We start from the raw sequence: 17,408 nt of genomic DNA on the forward strand, positions 1-17,408 counted from the left end.
CATGCTGGTGGCATCATGCAGGCCATGACACCGATGCCATGGCACGAAGAACCCTGGGCCCTGCTTAAAAGCCGGCGCGAGCGCGGAGTCATGCCCCACGCCTTGTTGCTGGCGGGTCCGGCGGGTCTGGGCAAGCGTATATTCCTTGATCGCCTGGCCAGGGCATTGCTGTGCCAGGCACCTGCCGATGCCGAAGCCTGCGGCCATTGCAAGGCCTGCCTGCTGTACGCGGCAGGTACCCACCCCGATCGCGCCACCATCGGCCTTGGGCTGCGCAAGGACGGCACGCCGCGTACGGAAATCGTCATCGACCAGATGCGCGAGTTGTCACAGCGCCTGGCCATGTCCAGCCAGTTCGGTGGCTGGCAGGTGGCCAGCATCGACCCGGCCGATGCGATGAACACACCGGCCGCCAATGCCTTGCTGAAGACTCTCGAGGAACCCTCTCGCGAAACCCTGCTGGTGTTGGTGGCCGATGCCCCGTGGCGCCTGCCGGCGACGATCCGCAGTCGAACCCAGCGTGTGGATTTCAATCTGCCCGCGCCGGACGCGGCAATGGCCTGGCTTGTTGCAGAGGGCGTGTCCGATGCTGCAGCGGCGCTAGCCGCCGCGAACGGCAATCCGGGGCAGGCCCGCGCGTGGGCGGCGCAAGGGCAGCTGAAGGCCCGCAACGAAGTCCGCAACGATCTTCGGGCCCTGGCTTCGGGCCGCGGTGACCCCATGGAAGTGGCCCGGCGTTGGCAGGCGGCCACGCCACCGTCGTACCTCTGGTTCGCAGCCCAGGCAGTCGCGGAGGAGTCCCGGGCCCGTGCCCAGGGTGAAGAAGCACCCCTGGGCAGCGCGCTGGATGGTTTCGCCCTGGACGCGTGGTTCGCGTCCGCCAATCGTGCGCGCGAGGCCTTGCGCGGGCCGTTGCGCACGGACCTTGTCATGCTGGAGTTGCTCTCCACATGGCGGTGACCATCACCGCCGATGGCCGTTTCGATGGGCCGCCTGTGAGCGCGGCACGTGCCGCAATGGTGCTTCCGCCGCTCAACGAGCGCGTGCGCATGCTGGTGGTCTCGCCTCATCCGGATGACGAATCCCTGGCTGTGGGCGGCCTGATCCAGGCCGTACTCGATGCGGGCGGGACAGTAGACGTGCTGCTGCTCACCGATGGCGACGACAACCCCTGGCCCCAGCGCTTCATGGAGCGTCGCATTGTCATCGATGCTCAGGGACGGACACGCTGGGGAACGCGGCGCCGGGGCGAGGTCCGGGCGGCGCTGGCGCGATTGGGTGTGGAAGAATCCTCACTGCATACCCTGGGCTGGCACGACATGGACATCACCGGTTGCCTGTCGCGCGACGCCGCCGCTGCAGTCACGACGATCAGTGCGGTGATCACCGCCACGGCTCCCACCCTGATGGTGCTGCCCGCCCTGGGCGACCGCCACCCCGATCACGGCAGCGCCCATGTGATGGCCCGCCTTGCTGCGAGGGCTGCTGCGCCAGACGCACATATCGTTACTTATATGATCCACGGCCGGATGGCCGCCGGTACGGTGGCCGCCAGGCTGCCGCTGTCCACGGCGATCGAATCAGGCAAACGCAAGGCAGTCCTTGAGTACCGCACCCAGCTCAGCCTGAGCGGCAAGCGATTGCTTGGCATGGTCCAGCCGGAAGAAACCTTCACGTTGCCCTCGCCGCCGCACACGACATTGCCTTGGCAGCCGCCGGTGTGGGTCAGGCCGGGGCTGCGCCTGCTGGTGGTATCGGGGCAGGGCAGTGGAAGCTGGCTGTGGCGCGACGCCCCACTGGAAAAGACACGCCGGGGCTGGATCCTGCGCGACCCAAGGCTCGAACGTGGAGGTTTCGTGAAACTCTCCTTGCCACTCCGCTCGCCGTGGATATTCGACCATTGGGGCTGGGCCGAACTTGCTCCGCCCGGCGCCGGGTCGCTAGCATGAGGCCTTGCCCCATCCTTTCGGGAATCGCATGAACGTCTCCGCCGCACCCCGACAGGGCATCATGTCGCTGAAGATCAAGGATGAAGCCGCGCTCTACCAGGCCTATATGCCGTTCCTGAAGGGCGGCGGTATATTCGCCCCCACGGCCCAGCGCTACAGCCTCGGCGACGAAGTGGTACTGCTTCTCACCCTGATCGACGAATCCGAACGTCTTTCGGTGGCGGGCAAGGTGGTATGGATCACTCCCATTGGAGCGCAGGGCAACCGCACGGCCGGTATCGGCGTCCAGTTCAACGAAACATCCGATGGCGAGGCCGCTCGCGCGCGTATCGAGAATATCCTGGCGGGCATGCTGGCCTCCGAACGGCCGACGCAAACGATGTAATTGAAGGCCAATTGCCGCACCGCGGGAAGATTGGCCTCCCAAGCCTTGTCTGAATCCCTGTACCGACTGGTACAATGGGCCGCTTAATCGTTTTCTTTCCGTTCCATGGTGGATGTCCCTTGCGCGCAGCTGATGCCGCCGGGGCTCCTTGACCGGACTGCTCGCCCCACGAGTGGTCACTGATGCGCCGAAGTCCCCCAGGCGCGGAGGTACGTGTTGCCGTGCTCGCCGAATACTGGCCCGTCCTGTTGTTCATCGCCGTCGCCACCGGGCTTGGAATTGCCCTGCTGGTGATCGGCCTGCTGGCCGGCACGAGCCGGCCGACTGCCGAAAAGCTCGCTCCCTATGAATGCGGCTTCGAAGCGTTCGAAGACGCCCGCATGAAGTTCGACGTCAGGTACTACCTGATCGCGATCCTTTTCATCATCTTCGACCTGGAAATCGCCTTCCTGTTCCCATGGGCCACGGTGTTCTCCGACCTCGGCGTGATCGCCCTGGTGGAGATGGGACTATTCCTGCTGTTGCTGGTGATCGGTTTCGCCTACGTATGGAAGAAGGGAGCGCTCGAATGGGAGTGATGTCCAGCATCGACCGGGTGATGCACAACCCGCAGCCGCTCAATATCGTCGATGACATCCTGCGGCCGAACGGCGACAGCCCGATCGTCCAGCGCGGCTTTGCCACCACCAGCGTCGATGCGCTGATGAACTGGGCTCGCACCGGCTCGATGTGGCCGATGACCTTCGGCCTGGCCTGCTGCGCGGTGGAGATGATGCACGCCGGCGCCGCACGGCTGGACCTCGACCGCTACGGCGTGATCTTCCGTCCCAGCCCCCGCCAGTCCGACGTCATGATCGTGGCCGGCACACTGGTCAACAAGATGGCCCCGGCGCTGCGCAAGGTCTACGACCAGATGCCCGAGCCGAAGTGGGTGATATCCATGGGTTCGTGCGCCAATGGCGGCGGTTATTACCACTATTCCTATTCCGTGGTGCGCGGCTGCGACCGCATCGTGCCGGTGGACATCTACGTGCCGGGCTGCCCGCCCACGGCCGAAGCATTGATCCACGGCATCTTGCAGTTGCAGAAGAAAATCCGCCGCACCCACACCATCGCGCGCTGAAGGACCGCACATGAGCGAAAACCTCCAGACCCCGCTCGTCGGCCGCCTTGCCGCGCGCTTCGGCGATACCCTGCGCGTCACCGTGGTCCGCAACGAAGTCACCGCCGAAGTCGCCGCGGGCGACTTGCTGACGGTGGCCAAGGCCCTGCGTGACGAGGCCGAATTCCGTTTCAGCGTCTATATCGACACCTGCGGGATCGACTACCTGGGCTATGGCCAGACCGAATGGGACACCGACACCGCCCAGGGCGAGGGTTTCTCGCGCGGCGTCGAGGGCCAGGCCATGGGCCGCTTCACCTGGGCCGAGCGTCCGCGTGAAACGGCGCAGCCGCGCCGCTTCGCAGCCGTCGTCCACCTGCTGTCGATCGAACACAACCGCCGTATCCGCCTGCGCATCTTCTGCGAAGACGACACGCTGCCGGTCGTGCCCTCGCTCACCGGCATCTGGCCCGGCGCGGACTGGTTCGAGCGCGAAACCTTCGACATGTACGGCATCATCTTCGAAGGCCACCCTGATCTTCGCCGCATCCTCACCGACTACGGCTTCGTCGGCCATCCGTTCCGCAAGGACTTCCCGCTGATAGGCAACGTCGAGGTGCGCTACGACCCCGAGCAGAAGCGAGTGGTCTACGAACCGGTGTCGATTGAGCCGCGCGTGCTGGTACCGCGCACCATCCGCAACGACGCCGACCTCGAACAAGGCCGCGCCGAAGCCGCCGACCGCTGGCGCGAGAACTGATATGCAGGAAATCCGCAACTACACGATGAACTTCGGCCCCCAGCATCCGGCCGCGCACGGCGTGTTGCGCCTGGTGCTGGAGATGGACGGCGAAACCGTGGTCCGTGCCGATCCGCACGTGGGCCTGCTGCACCGTGGCACCGAGAAGCTGGCCGAGTCCAAGCCTTTCAACCAGTCGATCGGCTACATGGATCGCCTGGATTACGTGTCGATGATGTGCAACGAGCACGCCTATGTCGGCGCCATCGAAACCCTGATGGGTATCGAGGCGCCGGTCCGCGCGCAGTACATCCGCACCATGTTCGACGAGATCACCCGCATCCTGAACCACCTTATGTGGGTCGGTTCCAATGCGCTCGATCTCGGCGCCATGGCGGTGTTCCTGTACGCATTCCGTGAGCGCGAAGAGCTCATGGATTGCTACGAGGCGGTGTCCGGCGCGCGCATGCACGCCACGTATTACCGTCCGGGCGGTGTCTACCGCGACCTGCCCACGCAGATGCCGCAGTACCGCGAATCTCCCTGGCACAAGGGCGCGGATCTCAAGCGCATCAACGCATGGCGCGAAGGCTCCATGCTCGATTACCTCGACGCTTTCACCGATGACTTCCCCGAGCGCGTGGCCGAGTACGAAAGCCTGCTCACCAACAACCGCATCTGGAAGCAGCGTACGGTGGGCATCGGCGTAATTTCGCCCGAGAAGGCACAGGCGTGGGGCATGACCGGTGCCATGTTGCGCGGTTCGGGCATTGCCTGGGATCTTCGCAAGAAGCAGCCGTATGCCTCCTACGCCGAGATGGACTTCGATATTCCCGTCGGCGTCAATGGCGACTGCTACGACCGGTACCTCGTGCGCATGGAAGAAATGCGCCAGTCCAATCGCATCATCAAGCAATGCGTGACGTGGCTGCGGGCCAATCCAGGCCCGGTGATGGTGCAGAACTTCAAGGTGGCGCCGCCCAGCCGCGCCGGCATGAAGGAGGACATGGAAGCACTGATCCATCACTTCAAGCTGTTCACCGAAGGCTACGGCGTGCCTGCCGGCGAAACCTACAAGGCGGTGGAAGCACCCAAGGGTGAGTTCGGCTGCTACCTGGTGTCTGATGGCGCCAACAAACCCTTCCGCGTGCACCTGCGCGCACCGGGCTTCGCCCACCTGTCCTCGATGGACACGGTAGTGCGTGGCCACATGCTTGCCGACGTGGTCGCCATGATTGGCACTTACGACCTCGTCTTCGGCGAAGTCGATCGCTAAGGGCGACGGGACAAGAATATGAAAGCAACTGGACATTACGCCGAGGTCAAGGATGTCGATCCGATCGCGGTACTCGAGCAGCACACCCGCGACCATATCGATCACTGGGCGTCGAAATTTCCGCCGGACCGTAAACGCTCGGCGCTGATCCAGGCGCTGATGGCGGCCCAGGAGCAGAACCGCGGCTTCCTTACCGATACGCTGATCACCGCCACGGCCAAATACCTCGACCTCCCGGCCGTGTGGGCCTACGAAGTGGCGAGTTTCTACTCGATGTTCGAGACGGTGCCCGTAGGCCGCAACAATGTGGCCATCTGCACCAACATCTCGTGCTGGCTCAACGGCGCCAACGACATCGTGCGCCATTGCGAAGGCAAGCTCGGTATCCGTACCGGCGAGAGCACGGCCGACGGCCGTATTTACCTCAAGCGAGAAGAAGAATGCCTCGCGGCCTGCTGCGGCGCGCCGATGATGGTGGTCAACGGTCATTACCACGAGCGCCTCACGACTGAAAAAGTCGATGAGATCCTCGACGGTCTGAAGTAGGAGCGCAGGCAGATGGCAAGCATTACCGGACCGGTCGGTCCCGCGCCCCAGGAGCATCAGGTCGTTTACACGACGCTCCACTTCGACAAGCCGTGGGCGTTGGATAACTACCTTTCCATCGGCGGTTATGAAGCCTGGAAGAAAATCCTGGCCGAGCGTCCCGATCCTGGCACGATCATCGACGAGTTGAAGAAAAGCTCGTTGCGCGGCCGTGGCGGCGCAGGCTTCCCCACGGGCTTGAAGTGGTCATTCATGCCACGCACAGCGCCGGGGCAGAAGTACATCCTGTGCAATTCCGATGAATCCGAACCGGGCACCTGCAAGGACCGCGACATCCTGCGCTTCAACCCGCACTCGGTGATCGAGGGCCTGGCCATTGCCTGTTACTGCACCGGGTCCTCGGTTGCCTACAACTATCTGCGTGGTGAATTCCATCACGAGCCCTTCGAGAACTTCGAAGAGGCCCTGAAGGAAGCTTACGCCGCGGGCCTGCTCGGCAAGGGACTGGGTGGCGATCTGGATGTCGACATCTATACCGCGCTGGGTGCAGGTGCCTACATCTGCGGCGAAGAAACCGCGCTGATGGAATCGCTCGAAGGCAAGAAAGGCCAGCCCCGCTTCAAGCCTCCGTTCCCGGCGGGCTTCGGCCTGTACGGCAAGCCGACCACCATCAACAACACCGAAACCTATGCTTCGGTGCCTGCGATCCTGCGCCATGGCGCGGACTGGTTCCTGAATCTTGGCAAGCCCAACAATGGCGGTCCGAAGATCTTCTCGGTGTCCGGCCATGTGGCCAAGCCTGCCAACTACGAGATCCGCCTGGGTACATCGTTCAACGACCTGCTTGACATGGCCGGCGGCATCCGCAACGGCAACAAGCTTAAGGCCGTGATTCCCGGCGGTTCATCGATGAAGGTACTGCCGGCATCGATCATCACCGAGTGCACCATGGACTACGACAGCCTGCAGAAAGCAGGTTCGGGCCTGGGTTCCGGTGCCGTGATCGTCATGGACCACACCACCTGCATGGTGAAGGCCTGCCAGCGCATCGCGCAGTTCTACAAGGCTGAATCCTGCGGCCAGTGCACGCCTTGCCGCGAAGGTACCGGCTGGATGCACCGCGTGCTTACCCGCATCGTCGAAGGTGAGGGCACGCAGGACGACCTGCACAGGCTCAAGGCCGTCGCCGGCCAGATCGAAGGCCATACCATCTGCGCCTTCGGTGAAGCTGCCGCGTGGCCGGTGCAGGGGTTCCTGCACCACTTCTGGGACGAGTTCGAATACTTCGTCACCCACAAGCGTTCCAAGACCGAAGACATGCTCGCCCAAGCAAACCGTGGAGTGGCCGCCTGATGAGTGCGCAGCCCGCCAACAACGTAGCGTCCGACCTCGTCAACATCGAGATCGATGGCCGCGCCCTGCAGGTGCCCAAAGGTTCGATGATCATCCACGCGGCCGACGCCGCGGGGATCCCGATCCCGCGTTTCTGCTACCACCGCAAACTCACCATCGCCGCCAATTGCCGCATGTGCCTGGTGGAAATCGAGAAGATGCCCAAGCCGGCACCGGCCTGCGCCACGCCGGTGGGGGAGGGCATGAAGGTGTTCACGCGTTCGGACCGGGCGCTGAAGTCGCAGCGCAACGTGATGGAATTCCTGCTGATCAACCATCCGTTGGACTGCCCCATCTGCGACCAGGGTGGCGAGTGCGAACTGCAGGATGTCTCGCTGGGTTATGGCCGTTCGGTGTCGCGTTACAACGAGCGCAAGCGCACCGTTTCCGATGAGAACCTCGGCCCGCTGATCGCCACCGAGATGACCCGCTGCATCCAGTGCACCCGCTGCGTGCGCTTCACCAGCGAGATCGCCGGCACCTACGAGCTTGGCGGCATGAGCCGCGGTGAAGACCTCGAAATCGGCACGTACATCGGCAAGACGATCGAAAGCGAGCTTTCGGGCAACATCATCGATGTCTGCCCGGTGGGCGCGCTCACCAACAAGCCGTTCCAGTTCAAGGCGCGCGCCTGGGAACTGATTGCCCGTCCGTCAGTGGGCTACCACGATGCGCTCGGTTCGAATTTGTGGCTGCATTCGCGCCGCGGCGAAGTGCTGCGCACGGTGCCGCGCGACAACGAGAACATCAACGAGTGCTGGCTGTCCGACCGCGACCGCTACAGCCACCAGGGCATGTACGCCGACGACCGCCTCAAGGCGCCGATGGTCAAGCGTAACGGCACCTGGGCAACCACCACCTGGGACGATGCCCTGGCTGTCGCCGCCGAGGCGCTGAAGAAAACACCGGGCGCTGACCTTGGCATCCTGGCCCATGGTGCCAGCACCAGCGAAGAAGGTGACCTGCTGGTACGCCTGGCCCGCGGCCTGGGCAGCGCGCATATCGACCACCGCCTGCGCCAGCTCGATTTTGCCGACCATGCCACGGCCGCGCCGTTCGCCCTGCCGGTGAACCAGCTGGACAAGGTGAAGTCGGCCTTGCTGGTGGGCTCGGCTCTTCGCCATGAAATGCCGCTGCTCAACCATCGCCTGCGCCAGGCGGTGAAGAAGGGCGCGAAGGTTTACGCGGTCAACCCGGTGCACTTCGACTTCAACTATCCGCTGGCGGGCGAGGCCGTGGCCGCGCCGCATGCGCTGGTGGCGGAACTGCTCACCCTGGCCCGCGCCGCGGTCGACGACGGCGCCGCCGCGCCTGACGTGTTGGCCGATGCCATCAGCAGCGTCCAGGCCGACGACGATGTCCGCGCCGCCTACGCCACCCTCAAGGGCGGCGATGCAGTGGTGATCCTGGGCGAGGCCGCCGCGCTTCATCCGCAGGCTTCGTGGCTGCGTGCGGTGGCGAAGTTCATCGCCTCGGCGGTGGGTGCGGCCTATAACGAGATCCCGGTGGGTGCCAACGCCGTGGGCCTGGCCCGTGTGGGCGTGTTGCCGGGCAACGGTGGCCTGGATGCGCGCGCCATGCTGGCCCAGCCGCGCAAGGCCTACCTGTTGTTCGGTATCGAGCCGCAGCATGATTTCGCCGATGGCGCCGCTGCCTTCAGCGCACTGGACAACGCGCTGGCTGTGGTGGCGTGTTCGGCCTACGCCAGCAAGTCGCTGCTGGAGGTGGCAAGCGTCATCCTGCCGATCGCCCTGGCTCCGGAGAACGAGGGCAGCCTCACCAACGTCGACGGCCTGGAGCAGGCCCTCGCCGCCGGCGCCAAGGCGCCGGGTGAAGGCCGTCCGGGCTGGAAGGTGTTGCGCGCCCTGGGAGGAACACTGGCTGTACCGGGCTTTGAGTTCGACGACCTGGCCGGCCTTCGATCCGCGATCGGCGAGCGCACGGCGAACCTGCGCCCGGCGCTGGCCGACCGCACGGCAAAGCAGGGCAGTGGCCTTACCCGTATCGCCACCTTGCCGATCTACCGCAGCGATTCCGTGCTTCGCCGCGCCACGGCGCTGGCGGCCCATCCGCTCAACCGCGAGCCTGCGGTATACCTGCATGCCGACGACGCGAAGGCTGCGGGCCTCGCCGATGGCGACACTGTCAGGGTGGGTAGCTCCGATCCATTGCCGGTGGTCGTTTCCGGCGCGGTGCCGGCCGGTGCCGCCTGGATCGAAGCAGGCCACGACGAAACCGCAATGCTGCCGCCGTATGGCGCGGCCCTCACCCTGAGCAAGGCTTAAAGCGCATGGTCGATCAACTCTGGACGCATCTGATCCTCCCGGTGCTCTACATCCTGGCGATCGCCGTGCCGCTGATCCTGGCGGTGGCGATGTTCGTCTACTGGGAGCGCAAGGTCATCGGCTGGATGCACGTGCGCATGGGGCCGAACAAGGTCGGTCCGCTGGGTATGCTGCAGGCTTTCGCCGACGTGGTGAAGCTGCTGATCAAGGAAGTGATCCTTCCCACCAACTCCTCGAAGTTCCTGTACTACCTTGCCCCGATGCTGGCCCTGGTGCCTGCCTTCGCTGCCTGGGCGGTGGTGCCTTTCGGTGAGAAGATGGTGTTGGCCAACGTCAACGCCGGCGTGCTGTATCTGTTGGCCATGACCTCGATGGGCGTCTACGGCATCATCCTGGCCGGCTGGGCCTCGAACTCACGCTACGCCCTGCTGGGCGCCATGCGTGCGGCCGCCCAGGTGATCAGCTATGAGCTGGCCATGGGCATGTCGATCGTCTGCGTGCTGGTGCTTACCGGAAGCCTGAACCTCACCGACATCGTGCACGCGCAAGCGGGCAACAAGGGCTTCCTCGACTGGTACTGGTTGCCGCTGCTGCCGGTGTTCGTCATCTACTTCATTTCAGGTGTCGCCGAAACCAACCGCGCGCCGTTTGACGTGTCCGAGGGCGAGTCGGAAATCGTCGCCGGTTTCCACGTGGAATATTCAGGCTCCGCGTTCGCCATTTTCTTCCTGGCCGAATACGCCAACATGATCCTGGTGAGTTTCCTTGCGGCGATCTTCTTCATGGGCGGGTGGTTGTCACCGCTGCAGGGCTGGATCACCGCCGACGCGCCGCGCTGGATCAACTGGATCTGGACCGGCGGTTTCATCTGGCTGTTCATCAAGGCCTTCGCGTTCTCCTTCCTGTTCCTGTGGTTCCGCGCCAGTTTCCCGCGCTACCGGTATGACCAGATCATGCGTCTGGGCTGGAAGGTATTCATTCCCATCACCATCGTCTGGGTCTTCGTCGCCGGCCTCATGAAGTACTACGGCCTGGTCACCATCGGCACGGGGGCTTGAAGAAAACCATGTCTCGCATAACGCACTATTTCAAAAGCTTGCTCCTTGTCGAGCTGTTCCAGGGCATGGGCCTGACCATTCGCTACATGTTCAAGCCCAAGTACACCGTCCGCTACCCGATGGAGCACATTCCCAAGTCCAATCGCTTCCGCGGGCTGCATGCGCTGCGCCGCTACGCCAACGGCGAGGAACGCTGCATCGCCTGCAAGCTGTGCGAGGCGGTGTGCCCGGCACTGGCCATCACCATCGATTCGGCCCCGCGCGAATCGGACGGCCAGCGCCGCACCACGCGCTATGACATTGACCTCTTCAAGTGCATCTACTGTGGCTTCTGCGAGGAAAGCTGCCCGGTGGATTCGATCGTGGAAACTCACGTGCACGAGTACCACTTCGAGCACCGCGGCGAGAACGTGGTGAACAAGTTGCAGCTGCTTGCCATCGGTGACCGCTTCGAGCAGGACATCGCCGCGGCACGGGCCCAGGACGCGGCTTTCCGCTGAGGACGACCATCACATGAATCCACAGCTGATCCAACTCATCCTTTTCTACGCCTTCGGTGTGGTTACCGTGGGCGCGGCCCTGGCCGTGATCACCTTGCGGAACTCCGTGCATGCGGTGCTCTCGCTGGTGCTGACCTTTTTCTCCGTGGCCTGCATCTGGCTGCTGGCGGAGGCCGAATTCCTGGCCATCGCGCTGATCGTGGTCTACGTCGGTGCGGTGATGGTGCTGTTCCTGTTCGTGGTGATGATGCTCGATATCAAGATGGAGCAGGTGCGAGAGGGCTTTGCCCGCTACCTGCCGGTAGGCATCATCGTGGCTTTGGTCATGCTGGCCGAATTGATCGGCCTGATCGGCGTGCGGGCGATGGGCTCGCACGTGATGGGCGAAAATCCGGCCACTGCGGCAGGGTTGTCGAATGTCGCGTGGCTGGGCCACGCGCTGTACACCCAGTTTCTACTGCCGTTCGAAATCGCTGCGTTGATCCTTACCGTGGGCATCGTGGCCGCCGTGGCCCTGACCCTGCGCCACCGCGGCGGCGTACGACACCAGTCGGCGGCCGAGCAGGTGGCGGTTGACCCGCGCACCCGCATGCGCATCGTCAAGATGGCATCGGAAACCATGCCCACGGAAATCGTTCCGCCCGTTGCACCATCGCAGGAGACCTCGCCGTGATCACGCTTGCGCATTTCATCGTGCTAGGCGCGGTGCTTTTCTGCATCGCGGTTGCCGGCATCTTCATCAATCGCAAGAACATCATCGTGCTGGTGATGGCCATCGAGCTGATGCTGCTGGCGGTGAACATCAACTTCGTGGCCTTCTCGCGCTTCCTGGGCGACGTGCAGGGCCAGGTGTTCGTGTTCTTCATCCTTACCGTGGCCGCAGCCGAAACGGCCATTGGCCTGGCGATCCTGACCTTGCTGTTCCGTAACCGCAGCACGATCAACGTCGCCGAAATCGACAGCATGAAGGGCTGACCCACATGGATCTTTCACTTTCGGTCCTGCTCACCATTGCCCTGGCCCCATTGGCCGGCGCGTTGCTGGCCGGACTCTTCGGCCGCGTGATCGGCCGCGTGGGCTCGCACTGCGTGACCATCCTTGGCGTGGGCATTGCCTGCGCGCTTTCGATCCACGTGCTTTGGCAGCTGGTATCGGGTGACGCGAAGAACTTCAACCAGGATGTCTATACCTGGTTCCAGGCCGGCAACCTGCACGTGAGCGTAGGCTTCATGGTCGACCGCCTCACCGCCATGATGATGGTGGTGGTGACCTTCGTGTCCCTGCTGGTGCACGTGTACACGATCGGCTACATGGCTGACGATCCGGGCTACCAGCGCTTCTTCAGCTACATCTCGCTCTTCACCTTCTCGATGCTGATGCTGGTGATGAGCAACAACTTCATGCAGCTGTTCTTCGGCTGGGAAGCGGTAGGCCTGGTGTCGTACCTGCTGATCGGCTTCTGGTACAAGAAGCCGACGGCGATCTACGCCAACCTCAAGGCCTTCGTGGTCAACCGCGTGGGCGATTTCGGCTTCCTGCTTGGTATCGCCGCGGTATTGTATTTCCTGAATACGCTCGACTATGCCACGGCCTTCGACAGTGCCGGCGCGCTGACCGGGCGTGCCATCACGGTGTTCGGCGGCCATGTTTGGCCCGCGGCCACGGTGATCGGCGTGCTGCTGTTCATCGGCGCGATGGGCAAGTCGGCCCAGGTGCCGCTGCACGTGTGGCTGCCTGATTCGATGGAAGGTCCAACACCCATCTCCGCGCCGATCCATGCCGCCACCATGGTGACGGCAGGCATCTTCATGGTGGCGCGCATGTCGCCGCTGTTCGAGATGAGCGAGGCTGCGCTTTCGTTCATCCTGGTGATCGGCGCCACCACGGCACTGTTCACCGGCCTGATCGGCATCGTACAGAACGACATCAAGCGCGTGATCGCCTATTCCACGCTGTCGCAGCTGGGCTATATGACCGTCGCCCTGGGTGTGTCGGCCTATAGCGGCGCGGTGTTCCACCTGATGACCCACGCTTTCTTCAAGGCGCTGCTGTTCCTGGGTGCCGGCTCGGTGATCATTGGCATGCACCACGAGCAGGACATGCGCTACATGGGTGGCCTGCGCAAGTACATGCCGGTCACGTGGATCACCATGTGGATCGGTTCGCTGGCCCTGGCCGGTACACCGTTCTTCGCTGGTTTCTATTCGAAGGACGCCATCATCGAGGCCGTCGGCGAATCCCATCGCTGGGGCGCGGGGTATGCGTACTTCTGCGTGATGGCCGGTGTGTTCGTGACCTCGCTGTACAGCTTCCGCCTGCTGTACATGACCTTCCATGGGAAGGAGCGCTTCAGCGTGGTTGGCCACCATGGCCACGCCGCCCATGCCGTTCACGACACCCACGCCAGCCATGACGCGCACGGCCACGATGCGGCAGATGCGCACCAGGAAGACCCGCACCACACTCCGGGCGAACTGGAGCATGCACCGTCCGAATCGCCATGGGTGGTCACCGTACCCCTGGTGCTGCTGGCGATCCCGTCGCTGCTGATCGGCTTCTTCACCGTGGGCCCGATGCTGTTCGGTGGCTGGTTCGGCAAGGCCATCCACGTGGAAGAGCAGAACAACGTGCTGGGCGAGTTGGCCCATGAGTTCCACGGCGCCACCGCCATGGGCCTGCATGGATTTACCCAGCCGCCGTTCTGGCTCGCGTTGGCGGGGTTCGTCGTGGCTACGTTCATTTATCTGTTCAAGCCCGCCGTGGCCGACTCCATCAAGCGAGCGCTGTATCCCATCTGGCGCATGCTGGACAAGAAGTACTGGGTGGACGAGGTCTATTTCGCCATCTTCGCCAAGGGCGGCGTCAAGCTTGGCCGTGCTTTCTGGCGCGGCGGCGATGCAGCCGTCATCGATGGCGTGCTGATCGACGGTTCGGCCAATCTGGTCGAGCGCATTGCTTCGGGCGCACGCCGCCTGCAGTCAGGTTTTCTTTATCACTACGCCTTCGCCATGATCCTCGGCCTCATCCTGCTCATGGGCGGGTATTGGCTGATCGGGCCAGGCTGAGCTACAGGGAATAGAGCATCCATGTCCAACCACCTGCTCAGCCTGCTGATCTGGCTCCCCATCCTTGGCGCGGTTCCCGTGCTGCTGGCCGGCGGCCAGCGCCCGAATGCCGCGCGCTGGATTTCCCTGCTCGTGGCCGTGGCGACCTTCGCCGCGAGCCTGGCGCTGGTCCACGTCTACGACCCATCCACCGGCACGATGCAGGTGGGTGAGAACCTGAGCTGGATCGCCAGCATAGGCATCCACTACTCGCTCGCCGTCGACGGCATTTCCGTGGCGCTTATCGCCCTGACCGCCTTCACCACGATCCTGGTGATCGTGGGCGCATGGGAGATCATCGCGGTGCGCACGCACCAGTACATGGCTGCCATGCTGGTGCTCGAAGGCCTGATGATCGGCGTGTTCTGCGCCACCGATGCCTTGCTGTTCTACGTGTTCTTCGAGGCCATGCTGATCCCGATGTTCATCATCATCGGCATCTGGGGCGGCCCGCGGCGCGTGTATGCCACCTTGAAGTTCTTCATCTACACGTTCTTCGGTTCCATCTTCATGCTGGTGGGACTGATCTACCTTTACTCGAAGGCGCATACCTTCGATCTGGCCACCCTGGCGCACCTGCCGCTGTCGATGACCGAGCAGTCCTGGCTGTTCTTTGCCTTCCTGCTGGGCTTCGCCATCAAGGTGCCGATGGTGCCGGTGCATACGTGGCTGCCCGATGCCCACGTCGAGGCGCCCACCGGCGGCTCGGTGGTGCTGGCGGCGGTGATGCTGAAGATCGGTGGCTACGGTTTCCTGCGTTTCTCGCTGCCGATCGTTCCCGATGCGTCGGAGCATTTCGCGCCGCTGGTGATCGTGCTCAGCCTGATTGCCGTGGTGTACATCGGCTACGTGGCCCTTGCCCAGGAAGACATGAAGAAGCTGGTGGCGTATTCGTCCATCGCGCACATGGGCTTCGTGACCCTGGGCATCTTCATTGCCTTCATGCTGGTGCGTAGCGACAACAACGTGCAGGCAGCCCACCTGGGCATGCAGGGCGCGATGATCCAGATGATCTCCCACGGGTTCATCTCAGGCGCCATGTTTACCTGCATCGGCGTGCTGTACGACCGCATGCACACGCGACAGATCAAGGATTACGGTGGCGTGATCAACGTCATGCCCTGGTTCGGCCTGTTCTATGTGCTCTTCGCCATGGCCAATAGCGGCCTGCCGGGTACCAGCGGTTTCGTCGGTGAATTCATGGTGATCCTGGCCTCGTTCCAGGCCAACCCGTGGATCGCGCTGTTCGCAGCCTTCACCCTGATCATCGGCGCCGCCTATACGTTGTGGATGGTCAAGCGCGTGCTGTGGGGTGACATCACCAACCACCACGTGGCCGAGATGAAAGACATCAACGCACGCGAGACCTTCGTCCTGGCGGCCTTCGCTGCCGCTGTCCTGCTGTTCGGCATCTGGCCCCAACCGCTCGTCCACCTGATGGATGCCTCGGTCGGCCAGCTGGTCCAGAAACTGGCGTACTCCAAGGTTTGATGGAACATCCCATGCCGACTTTCAATGACTTCCTGATCCTGCTTCCCGAGGCCTACCTCGTGGTGGCAGCCTGCGTGATCCTGCTGATGGACGCCTTCCTCAAGGGCGGCCAGCGCGCGGCCATCCACTGGCTGTCGATCATCGTGCTGCTGGTGGGTGCCTGGCTGGTGGTCGATGGCCAGCCTGCCGTGGCGGTGTCGGGCTTCAGCGACATGTTCATTCGCGACCCGGTGGCCGAGATCCTGAAGGTGTTCTCGCTGCTCACCACGGCGTTGATGTTCATCTACTCGCGCGGCTACCTGCGCGACAGGAACATCAACGAGGGGGAGTACTACGCGCTTACCCTGTTCGCGGTGATCGGCATCATGGTGCTGGTATCGGCCGGCAGCCTGGTAACGGTGTACCTGGGCCTGGAACTGCTTACCCTGAGCTCGTACGCGCTGGTGGCACTCAACCGCGATTCGCAGCTGTCGTCAGAGGCTGCCATCAAGTACTTCGTGCTGGGCGCGCTGGCCTCGGGCATGCTGCTGTACGGCATGTCGATGATCTACGGCGCTACGCACTCGCTGGACCTTGCCACCATCCTCCATGCGCAGAATGTTGAATGGCGCAACCTCATGCTGTTCGGCGTTGTGTTCGCCATCGTCGGCATCGGCTTCAAGCTCGGCGCGGCGCCGTTCCACATGTGGATTCCCGACGTCTACCAGGGCGCGCCGACGGCCGTCACCATCTTCATTGGTACCGCCCAGAAAATCGCCGCCTTCGGCATGGCCTATCGGCTGCTTGATTCAGGCCTTGGCGCCTACGCCCACGAGTGGAAGATGATGCTGGCAGTGCTGGCGGTGCTGTCACTGGCCATCGGCAACCTGCTCGCCATCGTGCAGACCAACTTAAAGCGCCTGCTGGCCTATTCCACCATCTCGCACATGGGCTTCCTGCTGCTGGGCCTGGTCCAGGCCAATCCGGCAGGGTACTCGGCCGCCATGTTCTACGCCGTCAGCTACGCGCTCACCTCGGCAGCGGCATTCGGCATCATCCTGGCCATGTCCCGCGCCGGTTTCGAGTGCGAGGAAATCGACGACTTCAAAGGCCTGAACCAACGTTCACCCTGGTTCGCCTTCCTCATGATGCTGGTGATGTTCTCGCTGGCCGGCGTGCCGCCGCTGTTCGGTTTCTTCGGCAAGCTGCTGGTGCTGCAATCCGCCATCGATGCCGGCTTCCTGTGGCTGGCGCTGGCAGGGGCCGTGTTCGCCATCATCGGCCTGTACTACTACCTGCGCGTGGTCAAGGTGATGTACTTCGACGCGCCAGTGGAAGGCACCGACGTCCGCGCCCAGTCCGACATCTCCCTGCGACTGGTGCTGTCAGTCAACGCCCTCGCGCTCCTGGCACTCGGCGTCGCCTGGGGACCGCTGTTTGCGTGGTGTCAGCGCGCGTTTGGGATTGCGGCTTGAGGGGACGCCTCGTGAGCCGGAGGGGCGGGGGAGCCGCGGGGGCTCTCCCCGGTCACTAAGTCCTCGTCCGGCTTCGCCGTCCTGCGGAAGCGTTCCCAGGGTGACGCCCGCCGGCCTCCCTCCGACC

The 17,408-nt window shown here is 63.5% G+C and carries 17 protein-coding genes; all 17 read left to right on the plus strand.

All coding sequences use genetic code 11. From position 1 onward, the window contains the following. The first annotated feature begins 24 nt into the window (after positions 1-24). A complete protein-coding gene (gene holB / locus VGM61_RS16005; RefSeq protein ID WP_331523889.1) occupies positions 25-960 on the plus strand; it encodes a DNA polymerase III subunit delta' in 936 nt (311 codons plus the stop codon). Continuing rightward, positions 951-1,949, plus strand: coding sequence for a PIG-L family deacetylase (locus VGM61_RS16010; protein WP_331523874.1), 999 nt, complete (start codon positions 951-953; stop codon positions 1,947-1,949). Before holB ends, VGM61_RS16010 begins: the two co-directional genes overlap by 10 nt. Before the next feature lie 28 nt (positions 1,950-1,977). Next, complete coding sequence (locus VGM61_RS16015; RefSeq protein WP_331523875.1) at positions 1,978-2,334, plus strand: PilZ domain-containing protein; 357 nt, start codon at positions 1,978-1,980, stop codon at positions 2,332-2,334. 221 nt (positions 2,335-2,555) lie between these two features. Next, positions 2,556-2,912, plus strand: coding sequence for an NADH-quinone oxidoreductase subunit A (locus VGM61_RS16020; protein WP_331523890.1), 357 nt, complete (start codon positions 2,556-2,558; stop codon positions 2,910-2,912). Beyond that, positions 2,903-3,457: an NADH-quinone oxidoreductase subunit B family protein gene (locus VGM61_RS16025; RefSeq protein WP_331523876.1), complete on the plus strand. Its 555-nt coding sequence runs from the start codon at positions 2,903-2,905 to the stop codon at positions 3,455-3,457. Before VGM61_RS16020 ends, VGM61_RS16025 begins: the two co-directional genes overlap by 10 nt. A gap of 10 nt (positions 3,458-3,467) precedes the next feature. After that, entirely contained in the window at positions 3,468-4,196 is a 729-nt protein-coding gene (locus tag VGM61_RS16030; RefSeq protein WP_331523877.1) for an NADH-quinone oxidoreductase subunit C, read from the plus strand. A gap of 1 nt (position 4,197) precedes the next feature. Next, on the plus strand, positions 4,198-5,451 hold the full coding sequence (locus VGM61_RS16035) for an NADH-quinone oxidoreductase subunit D (RefSeq protein WP_331523878.1): 1,254 nt from the start codon (positions 4,198-4,200) through the stop codon (positions 5,449-5,451). An 18-nt stretch (positions 5,452-5,469) separates the two neighbouring features. After that, positions 5,470-5,997 carry an NADH-quinone oxidoreductase subunit NuoE gene (gene nuoE, locus VGM61_RS16040; RefSeq protein ID WP_331523879.1) on the plus strand — a complete coding sequence of 176 codons (528 nt, stop codon included), beginning with the start codon at positions 5,470-5,472 and terminating at the stop codon, positions 5,995-5,997. Positions 5,998-6,009: 12 nt separating this feature from the next. Continuing rightward, positions 6,010-7,350, plus strand: coding sequence for an NADH-quinone oxidoreductase subunit NuoF (gene nuoF / locus VGM61_RS16045; protein WP_331523880.1), 1,341 nt, complete (start codon positions 6,010-6,012; stop codon positions 7,348-7,350). Further along, complete coding sequence (gene nuoG, locus VGM61_RS16050; protein WP_331523881.1) at positions 7,350-9,674, plus strand: NADH-quinone oxidoreductase subunit NuoG; 2,325 nt, start codon at positions 7,350-7,352, stop codon at positions 9,672-9,674. Before nuoF ends, nuoG begins: the two co-directional genes overlap by 1 nt. A 5-nt stretch (positions 9,675-9,679) precedes the next feature. After that, a complete protein-coding gene (gene nuoH, locus VGM61_RS16055) occupies positions 9,680-10,732 on the plus strand; it encodes an NADH-quinone oxidoreductase subunit NuoH (RefSeq protein WP_331523882.1) in 1,053 nt (350 codons plus the stop codon). Positions 10,733-10,740: 8 nt separating this feature from the next. Continuing rightward, positions 10,741-11,232 carry an NADH-quinone oxidoreductase subunit NuoI gene (gene nuoI / locus VGM61_RS16060; RefSeq protein ID WP_331523883.1) on the plus strand — a complete coding sequence of 164 codons (492 nt, stop codon included), beginning with the start codon at positions 10,741-10,743 and terminating at the stop codon, positions 11,230-11,232. Positions 11,233-11,245: 13 nt separating this feature from the next. Further along, complete coding sequence (locus VGM61_RS16065) at positions 11,246-11,905, plus strand: NADH-quinone oxidoreductase subunit J (RefSeq protein ID WP_331523884.1); 660 nt, start codon at positions 11,246-11,248, stop codon at positions 11,903-11,905. Beyond that, complete coding sequence (nuoK, locus tag VGM61_RS16070) at positions 11,902-12,207, plus strand: NADH-quinone oxidoreductase subunit NuoK (RefSeq protein ID WP_331523885.1); 306 nt, start codon at positions 11,902-11,904, stop codon at positions 12,205-12,207. Before VGM61_RS16065 ends, nuoK begins: the two co-directional genes overlap by 4 nt. A 5-nt stretch (positions 12,208-12,212) precedes the next feature. Next, entirely contained in the window at positions 12,213-14,297 is a 2,085-nt protein-coding gene (gene nuoL, locus VGM61_RS16075; protein WP_331523886.1) for an NADH-quinone oxidoreductase subunit L, read from the plus strand. A gap of 21 nt (positions 14,298-14,318) precedes the next feature. After that, entirely contained in the window at positions 14,319-15,827 is a 1,509-nt protein-coding gene (locus tag VGM61_RS16080; protein ID WP_331523887.1) for an NADH-quinone oxidoreductase subunit M, read from the plus strand. 11 nt (positions 15,828-15,838) lie between these two features. Continuing rightward, positions 15,839-17,281 carry an NADH-quinone oxidoreductase subunit NuoN gene (nuoN, locus tag VGM61_RS16085; protein ID WP_331523888.1) on the plus strand — a complete coding sequence of 481 codons (1,443 nt, stop codon included), beginning with the start codon at positions 15,839-15,841 and terminating at the stop codon, positions 17,279-17,281. Positions 17,282-17,408 lie beyond the last annotated feature (127 nt).

Source organism: Pinirhizobacter sp., from assembly GCF_036499745.1.
Taxonomy (GTDB): domain Bacteria; phylum Pseudomonadota; class Gammaproteobacteria; order Xanthomonadales; family Rhodanobacteraceae; genus Pinirhizobacter.

Bases quoted from the DNA above. Each gene is read 5' to 3' on its own strand.
- holB (WP_331523889.1), top strand. From the start codon at position 25: ATGACACCGATGCCATGGCACGAAGAACCCTGGGCCCTGCTTAAAAGC.
- VGM61_RS16010 (WP_331523874.1), top strand. From the start codon at position 951: ATGGCGGTGACCATCACCGCCGATGGCCGTTTCGATGGGCCGCCTGTG.
- VGM61_RS16015 (WP_331523875.1), top strand. From the start codon at position 1,978: ATGAACGTCTCCGCCGCACCCCGACAGGGCATCATGTCGCTGAAGATC.
- VGM61_RS16025 (WP_331523876.1), top strand. From the start codon at position 2,903: ATGGGAGTGATGTCCAGCATCGACCGGGTGATGCACAACCCGCAGCCG.
- VGM61_RS16030 (WP_331523877.1), top strand. From the start codon at position 3,468: ATGAGCGAAAACCTCCAGACCCCGCTCGTCGGCCGCCTTGCCGCGCGC.
- VGM61_RS16035 (WP_331523878.1), top strand. From the start codon at position 4,198: ATGCAGGAAATCCGCAACTACACGATGAACTTCGGCCCCCAGCATCCG.
- nuoE (WP_331523879.1), top strand. From the start codon at position 5,470: ATGAAAGCAACTGGACATTACGCCGAGGTCAAGGATGTCGATCCGATC.
- nuoF (WP_331523880.1), top strand. From the start codon at position 6,010: ATGGCAAGCATTACCGGACCGGTCGGTCCCGCGCCCCAGGAGCATCAG.
- nuoG (WP_331523881.1), top strand. From the start codon at position 7,350: ATGAGTGCGCAGCCCGCCAACAACGTAGCGTCCGACCTCGTCAACATC.
- nuoH (WP_331523882.1), top strand. From the start codon at position 9,680: ATGGTCGATCAACTCTGGACGCATCTGATCCTCCCGGTGCTCTACATC.
- nuoI (WP_331523883.1), top strand. From the start codon at position 10,741: ATGTCTCGCATAACGCACTATTTCAAAAGCTTGCTCCTTGTCGAGCTG.
- VGM61_RS16065 (WP_331523884.1), top strand. From the start codon at position 11,246: ATGAATCCACAGCTGATCCAACTCATCCTTTTCTACGCCTTCGGTGTG.
- nuoL (WP_331523886.1), top strand. From the start codon at position 12,213: ATGGATCTTTCACTTTCGGTCCTGCTCACCATTGCCCTGGCCCCATTG.
- VGM61_RS16080 (WP_331523887.1), top strand. From the start codon at position 14,319: ATGTCCAACCACCTGCTCAGCCTGCTGATCTGGCTCCCCATCCTTGGC.
- nuoN (WP_331523888.1), top strand. From the start codon at position 15,839: ATGCCGACTTTCAATGACTTCCTGATCCTGCTTCCCGAGGCCTACCTC.